The 10,931-nt window shown below is 68.6% G+C and carries 6 protein-coding genes; 5 read left to right on the plus strand and 1 reads right to left on the minus strand.

The genetic code is table 11. From position 1 onward, the window contains the following. The coding region (locus ACNFOC_RS42795) for a glycoside hydrolase family 3 C-terminal domain-containing protein (protein ID WP_416964406.1) at nucleotides 1–2,485 on the minus strand (2,485 nt) is incomplete at its 3' end. 291 nt (nucleotides 2,486–2,776) lie between these two features. Here ACNFOC_RS42795 and ACNFOC_RS42800 point away from each other — a divergent pair. The 5 genes from ACNFOC_RS42800 to ACNFOC_RS42820 all read left to right on the plus strand — a co-directional run bounded on the left by ACNFOC_RS42800 (nucleotide 2,777) and on the right by ACNFOC_RS42820 (nucleotide 10,797). Beyond that, on the plus strand, nucleotides 2,777–4,468 hold the full coding sequence (locus tag ACNFOC_RS42800; protein ID WP_416964407.1) for an extracellular solute-binding protein: 1,692 nt from the start codon (nucleotides 2,777–2,779) through the stop codon (nucleotides 4,466–4,468). 27 nt (nucleotides 4,469–4,495) lie between these two features. Then, entirely contained in the window at nucleotides 4,496–5,530 is a 1,035-nt protein-coding gene (locus tag ACNFOC_RS42805; RefSeq protein ID WP_416964408.1) for an ABC transporter permease, read from the plus strand. After that, complete coding sequence (locus tag ACNFOC_RS42810) at nucleotides 5,527–6,489, plus strand: carbohydrate ABC transporter permease (RefSeq protein ID WP_416964409.1); 963 nt, start codon at nucleotides 5,527–5,529, stop codon at nucleotides 6,487–6,489. The genes ACNFOC_RS42805 and ACNFOC_RS42810 overlap by 4 nt, the downstream gene beginning before the upstream one ends. A gap of 127 nt (nucleotides 6,490–6,616) precedes the next feature. Continuing rightward, nucleotides 6,617–8,827: a 1,4-beta-glucanase gene (locus ACNFOC_RS42815; protein ID WP_416964410.1), complete on the plus strand. Its 2,211-nt coding sequence runs from the start codon at nucleotides 6,617–6,619 to the stop codon at nucleotides 8,825–8,827. Further along, nucleotides 8,827–10,797 (plus strand): beta-galactosidase, encoded by a 1,971-nt coding sequence (locus ACNFOC_RS42820; RefSeq protein WP_416964411.1) that lies wholly within the window; start codon nucleotides 8,827–8,829, stop codon nucleotides 10,795–10,797. The genes ACNFOC_RS42815 and ACNFOC_RS42820 overlap by 1 nt, the downstream gene beginning before the upstream one ends. The last annotated feature ends 134 nt before the right edge of the window (nucleotides 10,798–10,931 follow it).

Genomic DNA, 10,931 nt, shown 5'->3' on the forward strand with positions numbered 1-10,931 from the left:
GTATAAGAGACAGGGGGCGGGGTGCGGCGGGCTCGCCGGTGAGCGTCACCGTCGTGCGCAGGCGGATGTCCTCGCTGGAGGCGCCGAGGAAGAAGTCGTACGGGCCGGGTTCCAGGCGCCAACCGCCGCGCTTCACATCCCAGAACTCGAAGGCGGACGGCGGGACTTCGAAGGAGAGCACCGCTGCCTCGCCCGGGGCGAGTGTCACGCGGCGGTGTGCGACCAGTTCGCTGAGCGGGCGGGGGACCGACGGGTTCACCGCGCTGGAGTACAGCTGCGCGACCTCGTCGGCCGTCACATCACCCGTGTTGGTGACCGTGAACTGCACGTGCACCGCGTCGAGTTCGACCCGCGCCCTGAGGTCGCCGTAAGTGAAGGACGCGTACGACAGGCCGTGGCCGAAGGGGAAGAGGGGGGTGCCCTCGAAGTAGAGGTAGGTCTGTTGGCCGCCGATCACGTCGTAGTCGAGGAGGTCGGGCAGGTCGGTGTCGGCGGCGTACCAGGTCTGGGGGAGGCGGCCGGCGGGGGAGACGTCGCCGGCGAGGACGCGGGCCAGGGCCGTGCCCGCCGCCTGGCCGCCGTGGGCGGTCCACAGGATCGCGGGGAGTTCGGCGGGGTCGACCGTGTACGGGTACGCGGAGACCAGGGCCAGGACCGTCTTCGGGTTGACGGCGCGGGCCGCGCGCAGCAGGCGTTCCTGGTGGGCGGGGAGTTGGAGTGTCGTACGGTCCTCCGTCTCGCGGCCGTTGATGTGCGGGTCGTTGCCCGCGACGACGAGCACCACGTCCGCCGCCTCCGCGACCCGGGCCACCGCGTCCTCGCCGCGCTCGGCGATCACCAACTCGAAGATTTCCGCGCCCTTTTCGGCAACCTTCACGCCGTCGGCGGCGACAGAGACGTGGCGACCCGTACCGATGTGCAGCAGGAGGTGACCGTTCTCGTGGGGTTCCAGGCGGAATGTCTCCTGGACGACCCAGCCTCCGGGCTGGTCGGCGGAGGCGCGGACGTAGCCGTCGTCGGCGACCGAGAGGTAACGGCCGTCCGGGGCGCTGAGGGTGAGGACGCCCTCGCCCCAGTCGACGAGGGCGAGTTCGGTGCCGGTGTCGTCCGTGGTGAGCGGCGGGAGATCGGTGCGGCCCGCGAGGAGGGCCGGGTCCAACGCGCCCTCGGCGCCGCGTACTTCGTCGGGGCCGTCCGCCGACGGGACGTGCAGGAAGGTGCCTTGGGAGGTGCGCAGCCGGACGCGGTCCACGCCCTCCGTGAACTCGACGCGCTCTGCCCCGAACCGCTCGTACAGGCCCTCCAGCGGAGTGGAGCGGTGGATCAACGTGCCGCTGTACCAGTCGAGTTTGCACTCGTCCGCGAGCAGACCGACGACGGCGATACGGGTGTCGTGCGCGAGGGGCAGCAGGTCGTCGTCGTTCTTGAGGAGGACCACCGCCTGTTCGGCCGCCTCCTGGGCGAGGGCCCGGTGGGCCGGAGTGTCGAAGTCCTTGGTGTCCGCGTGCGGGTCGTGCGCCGGGTCGAACTCGCCGAGTCGGAACCGCACCGAGAGCTGACGGCGGACCGCAGCGTCGATGTCCCCCTCGGTCAACAGGTCCTGGTCCAGGGCTCCTTGGACCCGCGCGACGATCGTCGAACCGTCCGTGCCGTGGTCGGTGAAGCTGTCCACTCCGGACAGCAGCGAGGCCGCCGTCGCTTCCTCGTGGGTGTCGAAGTAGTGCTCGGAGTCGACCAGGTTGGAGGGCGCGCCCGCGTCCGAGCAGACCAGGAGGTCCTCGTCGGTCCAGGCGCGCAGGTGCTCGCGGAGATAGGGCGAGACGTGGTTGGGGCGGCCGTTGACCAGGTTGTACGCGGGCATCACCCCCGCCACCGCGCCCGCCTCGACCGTGTCGCGGAAGGCGCGCAGGTCGTACTCGTGCAGCACGCGCGGGCGCACCGAGGACGACGAGATGTCGCGGCCCGTCTCGTTGTTGTGCGCCAGCCAGTGCTTGAGGACGGGCGCAGTGCGCCAGTACGTCGGGTGGTCGCCGCGCAGGCCGCGTGTGTACGCGGTGGCGATCGCCGAGGTCAGCTTCGGGTCCTCCGAGTAGCCCTCCTCGTTACGGCCCCACAGCGGGTGGCGCAGCAGATTCACCGTGGGGGACCACACGTTGAGGCCGACTCGGTCGTCGCGGGCGCGCATCGCGCGGGTCTCCTTGGACACCGCGTCGCCGACCCGGCGTACGAGATCCTCGTTCCAGGTCGCGCCCAAGCCCACCGCCTGCGGGAAGACCGTCGCCGGGCCCATCCACGCGACGCCGTGCAGGGCCTCCTGGCCGGTGCGGAACGCGGCGACGCCCAGGCGCTCCACGGCGGGCGCGTACTGGTGCAGGAAGGCGACCTTCTCGTCGAGGGTGAGCCGCGCCAGCAGATCGTCGATGCGCTTCGCGAACGGCAGGTGCTGATCGCGGAAAGGCGGCGTAGGCGGCGTTTGTGCGGTCACGTGGGGTTCCCCTTGCGATGGAGCGGCGCGGCTCTTTCGAAGCGCTTCGATGCTGATTCGATGCGCGTCAGGTGTCAAGAGACCTTCACCGTTATTTCAAGCAGCACATACGGACAGGTCATGCCGCACACCTCGGAGGAATCTTGGGAGCGACCCTTGTGCACCCTTGGGTGTTCACTTAACCTCGCAGCAACATCGAAGCGCTTCGACTAAGTGCTCTGTTCCACTCAAGACACCGCAGCCGACGGCTCCACCGCCGGGTGTCCTGGTGCGCCATGAAGGGTTGACGCAATGACGCCGAACGCCTCCGCCGCCTCCGCTCCCAGCCGGAGAAGCTTCCTCGCCTCCACGGCGGTCGTCGCCGCAGCGGTGGCGGGAGGAGTACCGCTGCTCTCCGCCTGCGGAGCCTCGGACAGCGGCTCGGGCGGGGGGAGTTCGGAGGGCAAGGGCGTCAAGAAGCTGCTGCCGACGTTCGTGGCCAGCAACGTGGTGACCCCGGACCTCCCCTCCAAGAACGGCTCCGCGATCGGCTTCTCCAGCAAGCTGGACCTCGCCACGCTGAAGACCTCGGTGCCGAAGAAGCTCGGCAAGGGCGGCAAGGTCTCCATCATGTCGCCGTTCTGGGGCTCCCCGCCGAAGAGCGACAACGCCTACTACAAGGCGATGAACAGCCTCATCGGCGTCGACGTGGCCTGGCAGAACCAGGACGGCAACACCTACGACCAGAAGCTCGGCGCGGTGCTCGCCTCCAGCGACGTCCCGGACGTCGTGGTCGTCCCCAGCTGGAACATGGGCGGGAAGATACCCAGCGCCATCATCGGCAAGTTCGCCGACCTCGGCCCCTACCTCGCCGGCGACAAGGTCAAGGAGTACCCGAACCTCGCGGCGATCCCGTCCGACGCCTGGCAGCGCTGCGTCTTCGGCGGCGCGCTGCGCGGACTGCCGATGCCGTCCTCGTACGTCCCCAACATCGTGCCGCTCTACCGCAAGGACATCTTCGACAAGGAGGGGTACGAAGTCCCCACCTCCGCCGACGAGTTCATGGCCCTGGCCAAGGAGATCACCAACGCCAAGGCCAAGCGCTGGGCCTGCCTGGACATGAAGTGGACCGCCTTCAACATGTGGGGCGTGCTCTCCGGCAGCGAGAAGTCGCTCGGCTGGAACCTCGTCGACGGCAAGCTGGTCAACCGCATCGAGACCCAGGAGTACCTCGAAGCGCTGGAGTGGACGCGCAAGCTGTTCGCCGCCGGATACGTGCACCCCGACGCCAAGTTGGGCAAGAGCGCGGCCACCGACCCGGGCCCCAAGTTCGCGGCGGGCGAGTTCCTCATCTACCCCCAGGACATCTCGCAGTGGTGGAGCCGCACCGCCGAACAGGCCACCCAGAACCCGGACTACAAGATCTGGGGCATGGACATCTTCGGCCACGACGGCGGCGACCCGACCCTCTGGGCGGGCGAACCGGCCGGCATCTTCGCCTTCATCAGCAAGAAGGCCTCCGAGTCCGTGATCCGCGACGCGCTGTCCGTCGCCAACGTCACCGCCGCGCCGTACGGCACCAAGGAGTACATGCTCACCAACTACGGCGTGGAGGGCACCCATTACACCGTCAAGAACGGTGTGCCCACCAAGACCGACCAGGGCAACAACGAGGTCATCAACGCCTATGTGATGGTCGCCAGCCCCGCCGCCACGATCGCCCACCCCGACTTCCCCGAGGTCGCCAAGGCGCAGGTCGAGTGGCAGCAGCGGATGGGCGCCTTCACAAAGAAGTCGACGTTCTACGGCCAGCAGATCACCGAGCCGAGCCGCTACACCAACCTCTCCAACGACTTCGAGCAGTTGGAGGACGACATCACCCGCGGCCGCAAGAAGATCAGCGACATGCAGCAGGCCGTCTCCGACTGGAAGAGCAAGGGCGGCGACAAACTCCGCGCCTGGTACCAGAAGTTGCTCGACGACAACGGCACGGCGGCGAGCTGACCGGGTACCGAGGCAAGGAGAACGACCGTGTCCCACAGCACGGTGCCTCGGAGCAGGACCGAGGCCGACACGACGGGCAAGACCCCGGTGGCGTCCGGCGGCGCCACCGGCTCCCGCCAGAACAAGCCCAAGGCAAAGGTGAGTTGGCGGATCAGGTTCAGACGTGACCGCGTCCTGCTCCTGATGACCCTGCCGGCCGTCCTGCTCATCCTGGTCTTCAACTACCTGCCGATCCTCGGCAACATCGTCGCCTTCGAGGACTACGACCCCTACGTCAGCGACAACGGCATCGTCTCGATGCTGCACAGCCCCTGGGTCGGCCTGGAGAACTTCCAGCAGATCTTCGCGGACTCGTCCTTCTGGAACGCCGTACAGAACACCCTGGTCCTGTTCTTCCTCCAGCTCATCCTGTTCTTCCCGATCCCGATCCTCCTCGCGCTGCTCATCAACAGCGTGGTCAGGCCCCGGGTCCGGGCGCTCTCCCAGGCGATCCTCTACCTCCCGCATTTCTTCTCCTGGGTGCTGGTCATCGCCGTCTTCCAGCAACTGCTGGGCGGGGCGGGCCTGTTCTCGCAACTCCTGCGGCAACACGGCTTCGACGGCCTCGATGTGATGACCGACCCCAACACGTTCAAGTTCCTCATCACCGCGCAGAGCGTGTGGAAGGACGCGGGCTGGGGGATCATCGTCTTCCTCGCCGCGCTGTCCTCCGTCAGTCCTGATCTGTACGAGGCCGCCGCGATGGACGGCGCCGGCCGCTGGCGCCGCATGTGGCACGTCACGCTGCCCGCGCTACGACCGGTGATCGCACTGCTGTTGGTCCTCCGCGTCGGTGACGCGCTGACCGTCGGCTTCGAACAGATCCTGCTCCAACGCGACGCCGTGGGACCGGGAGCGGCGGAGGTCCTCGACACCTTCGTCTGGTGGAACGGCGTCCGCAACCAGGACTTCGGCTACGCGGCCGCCGCCGGACTCGTCAAGGGCGTGATCAGCCTCGGCCTGGTCCTCGCCGCGAACAAAGTGGCCCACCTCATGGGCGAGCAGGGGGTGTACAAGAAGTGACCGCCGTCATCGACCAACCCGTCGAGCCCGCCACGTCTGCCAAGTCCGTACGGCAGCCCGGTCGTTGGGCCGCGCCGCCCCGGCCGACCTGGGAGGAGGAACCCGGCAGGGTCGGGCTCGCGGGCAAGGGGCTCGTCCTCACGCTCGCCTGTCTCGCCATCCTCTTCCCGCTGTGGATCGTCCTCGTCACGAGCCTCTCCTCACGCAAGACCATCGACCAGGCCGGCGGGCTCGTCATGGTGCCCAAGGGCATCACGTTCGTCGCCTACAAGGAACTCCTCAGCGGCGGCCAGGTCACCCGCGCGGCGATCATCAGCGTCCTCATCACCGTCGTCGGCACGGCGTTCTCCATGGCGGTGTCCGTCCTCTGTGCCTACGGCCTCTCGCGTATCGGGTCGCTGGGGCACCGGTGGATCCTGATGATGATGCTGGCCACGATGTTCTTCAGCGCCGGGCTCATTCCGACGTATCTGCTGGTTCAGTCGCTCGGCCTGACCGACAGCTATCTCGCGTTGATCCTGCCCAGTGCGCTCAGTGTCTTCAACATCCTTGTGCTGCGCGGGTTCTTCATGGGGATCTCGCAGGAACTCATCGACAGTGCGCGGATCGACGGCGCCGGTGACTTCCGGATTCTGTGGGTGATCGTGATGCCGTTGTCGCGGGCGGTGCTGGCGGTTATCACGTTGTTTTATGCCGTGGGGTATTGGAGCGCCTGGTTCAACGCGTCGCTGTATCTGAACGACCAGGACATGATGCCGTTGCAGAACGTCATGATCCAGTTGGTGCAGAAGCAGGAGGCTCCGGTGGGGCTTGGTCAGGCGATCAAGACGGGGGAGTTGTCGGGGCTTGCCGTGCAGATGGCGGTCATGGTGATGGCCTTGTTGCCGGTGGTTGTGCTTTCGCCGTTTGTGCAGCGGCACTTTAAGAAGGGGATGCTTACGGGCGCCGTTAAGGGCTGAATCGGTTGTCTTTTGTCTGCGGGTGCGTGGGGGCTGGTCGCGCCCACGCGGCGGAGCCGCAAATCGACACAGCCCCGCGCCCCTTAGGTAGGTCCTCTTACCCCATCTCATACAGCGAGGTATGTGCATGCTTACGTCCCGACTGAGCCGCCGGGCCGTTCTTGCCGGGACTGCGGCCGCCGCAGCGCTCACCACCGTGCCGGGCGTCGCCGCGAAAGCACATGCGGCGGAAACTCCCTCCTACCGCTGGCGCAATGCCGTAATTGGAGGCACTGGATTCGTCACCGGCGTCCTCTTCCACCCCTCCGTCCGCGGCCTCGCCTACGCCCGTACCGATATCGGCGGTGCCTACCGCTGGGACGACCGGACCGCCCGCTGGACCCCCCTCACCGATCAACTCGGGTGGGACGACTGGAACTTGCTCGGTGTGGAGGCGCTCGCCGTCGACCCCGTGCACCCTGACCGGCTGTACCTCGCCGTCGGCACCTACGCCCAGTCCTGGGCCGGCAACGGTGCCGTACTCCGCTCCGAGGACCGGGGTGCGACCTGGACCCGTACCGACCTCACCGTGAAGCTCGGCGGCAACGAGGACGGGCGTGGGGCGGGGGAGCGGTTGCTCGTCGACCCGCGTGACAGTGACACCCTGTGGCTCGGCACCCGGCACGACGGGTTGCTCAAGTCGACCGACCGGGGCGCCACTTGGGCAGCCGTCAGCGGCTTCCCGGCGACCGCCGGTCAGAGTGGCCAGGGCGTCACCTTCCTCCTCGCCGTCGGCCGTGCCGTCTACGCCGGGTGGGGTGACAGCGATGGCACCGCGACTGCCGTCAACCTCTACCGCACCACCGACGGCACCACCTGGACCGCCGTCCCCGCGCAGCCCACCGGCACCTCCGCCAAGGTCCCGATCCGGGCCGCGTACGACGCCCGTGCCCGCGAGCTGTACGTGACGTACGCCGACGCGCCCGGGCCCAACGGCCAGTCCACCGGCAGTGTGCACAAGTTGGCCGTCGCGAGCGGGACTTGGACGGAGGTCACGCCGGTGAAGCCGGGCGGGACCACGTCCGACGGGTCCAGCGACAGCTTCGGCTATGGCGGAGTCGCCGTCGACGCCCGTCGCGCCGGCACCGTCGTCGTCTCCACCAACAACCGCTGGGCGGCCGTCGACACCCTGTACCGGACCACCGACGGCGGCCGTACCTGGACGTCCCTCAAGGACGCCGCTGTCTTCGACGTGTCCGAGACTCCTTTCCTCAAGTGGGGTGCGGACCAGCCGAAGTTCGGCTGGTGGATCCAGGCCGTGGCTGTCGACCCGTACGACTCGAAGCACGTCGTCTACGGCACCGGTGCCACGCTCTACGGCACCCGTGACCTCACCCACTGGGCACCGCGGATCCGTGGCCTGGAGGAGACGTCCGTGATCCAGTTGATCTCGCCCCCGGTCGGGGAGGCGCACCTGATCAGCGCCTCGCGGGACATCGGCGTGATGTACCACGAGCGGCTCACGGCGTCTCCGTCGCGCGGCATGGCGGCGAACCCCGTGTTCGGGTCGGCGACGGGAATCGCGCAGGCCGCGGGCAGGCCGTCGTATGTCGTCCGCACGGGCTGGGGCGACAACGGCAACGGTGCGTACTCGGGCGACGGCGGCCGGACCTGGGCGCCCTTCGCTGCCCAGCCCTCCCTCGCCCACGACGCACCGGGGCCGATCGCCACCAGTGCCGACGGCGGTACGTTGCTGTGGTCCTTCGTGCACTGGGACGGCACGAAGTACGCGACTCACCGCTCGGCGGACAACGGCGCGACCTGGTCCGAGGTCTCCTCCTTCCCGAAGGGCGCCACGCCGGTCGCCGACCCGGCCGACCCGACGCTCTTCTACGCATACGACACCGACACAGGAACGCTATACGCCAGCACTGACAGTGGCCGTTCGTTCACGGGGCGTGCGAGTGGGCTGCCCGCCGGGGACAGCCAGTTCCAGTTGGTCGCGGCGCCCGGCAGGTCCGGTGACCTGTGGTTGAGCGTCAAGTGGAACGGGCTCTACCGGTCCGTCGACGGGGGCCTCAGCTTCTCGAAGGTCGCCAGTTGCTGGGCCTCGTACACCCTCGGCTTCGGCAGGGCCGCCGTCGGCGCGGACTACCCCGCGATCTATCAGGTCGGCTCCACCGAGACCATCACCGCCGTCTACCGCTCCGACGACGAGGCGAAGACCTGGGTGCGGATCAACGACGATCAGCATCAGTGGGGTTGGACCGGGCAGGCCATCGCCGGTGACCCGCGCGTCCACGGCCGCGTGTACCTCGCCACCAACGGGCGCGGCATCCAGTACGGGGAGCAGATCTGATGCCTCAGCTCAGCGACGCCACGCGCGGGCGCGTCCTCTTCGGCGGTGACTACAACCCCGAGCAGTGGCCCGAGGAGACCTGGCACGAGGACGTCCGGCTGATGAAGGACGCCGGCGTCAACTCCGTCACCCTCGGCGTCTTCTCCTGGGCCAAGCTCGAACCCGAGCCGGGCGCACGGGAGTTCGGCTGGCTCGACCGGCTGATGGATCTGATGCACGACAGTGGGATCGGCGTCGTCCTCGCCACCCCCACCTCCTCACCGCCCCCGTGGCTGGGGCGCCTCCACCCGGAGACCCTGCCCCGCGACGCCGACGGCCGCATCGAATGGTGGGGCGGGCGGCAGCACTTCTCGCACTCCAGCGCCGTCTACCGCAGCCATGCCGCCGCCATCACCGAGGCCCTGGCCGCCCGTTACGGCGGCCACCCCGCGCTCACGATGTGGCACATCAACAACGAGTACTGCACCTTCGACTACGGCGACGAGGCCGCCGTCGCCTTCCGCCGCTGGCTGCGCGCGAAGTACACCACGCTCGGCGCCCTCAACTCGGCCTGGGGTACTGCCTTCTGGAGCCAGGGCTACGACACGTGGGACGGCGTCCTGCCGCCGCGTCACGCCCACTACCTCAACAACCCCACCCACGTGCTCGACTTCCGGCGCTTCACCTCCGACATGCTCCTGGAGTGCTACACCGCCGAGCGCGACATCGTCCGCCGGTACACCCCGCACATCCCGGTCACCGCCAACTTCATGCCGTTGTGGGTCGGGCAGGACGGCTGGCGCTGGTCCGAGGAGGAGGACGTCGTCTCGGTCGACCTCTATCCAGACCCGCGCGATCCGCTCGGCGCCCAAAGTGCCGCCCTCGTACAGGACTTGACCCGCTCGCAGGCGCGCGGCCCCTGGATGCTCATGGAACAGGCGGCCGGTCCGGTCAACTGGCGCGGCGTGAACCACCCGAAGCCGCGCGGCCTCAACCGTCTCTGGTCCCTCCAGGCCGTGGCCCGGGGCGCCGACGCCGTCTGCTACTTCCAGTGGCGTCAATCCCGCCAGGGCGCCGAGAAGTTCCACTCCGGGATGCTCAGCCACGCCGGGGAGCGAGGCCGCACCTTCCAGGAGGTCAAGCAGCTCGGCGCCGAACTCGCCCACATAGGGGATCAGGTGACGGGTGGTCGGATCGCGGCCGACATCGCGATCCTGCACGACTGGAACGCCTGGTGGGCGGGTGCGCAGGACGGCCGTCTCTCCACCGAGGTCGACTACCCGGAAGTCCTCCGCGCCTGGCACCGCGCCCTCTGGGAGTCCCACCTCACCACTGACTTCGCGCACCCCGAACACGACCTGTCCGCCTACAAGTTGGTCGTCGTCCCGCAGCTCTACCTCCTCACGGACACCGCGATCGACAACCTCCTCGCGTACGTCCGCGCCGGCGGCACCCTCGTCTCCGGCTTCCTGACGGGTATCGCCGACGAGGACGACCGCGTACGTCCCGGCGGTATGGACGCCCGACTCCGCGAACTGTTCGGCATCCGCACCCTGCACGAGTGGTGGCCACTGGACGCGGGGGAGACCGCCGAGTGCGAGGGCTTCCGCGGAACTCTGTGGTCCGAGGAGATCGAACCCGAGGACGGCGGTGCCGATGAGGTAATTCCTTACAAGGGCGGCGAGTTGGACGGCCTGCCCGCAGTCCTGCGCAGAGGCAGCTCCTGGTACGTCTCGACGCTCCCGGAACCGCGCGCGCTCCGTGCCCTGCTCGCCCGGGTGGCAGCCGAGGCGGGCGTCCGACCGGTGCTCGCCGGGCTTCCGTCTGGCATCGAGGCCGTACGGCGCGGGGAGCTGCTGTTCCTCCTGAATCACAGCCGCGAACCAGTCACCGTCGAACTCCCCGGCACTCACCACGACGTGCTCACCGACACGACCGCCGAGGGCGAGATCACCCTCGGCCGTTACGGTGCGGCAGTGTTGCGCCCATGATCAGCGAACCCCGCCGGCGCGCGGCGGTGGCTCGGGCGGGCTGGAGGAGGCCGCGTACATCGACGGCTGCGGGCACACATCGCAGACCGTGCGGGGGCGCCGGTCGCGCTGCTGTGGCGGCGCGGCGGCTATGT

The sequence above is a fragment of the Streptomyces colwelliae genome, assembly GCF_048158785.1.
Classification (GTDB): Bacteria; Actinomycetota; Actinomycetes; order Streptomycetales; family Streptomycetaceae; genus Streptomyces.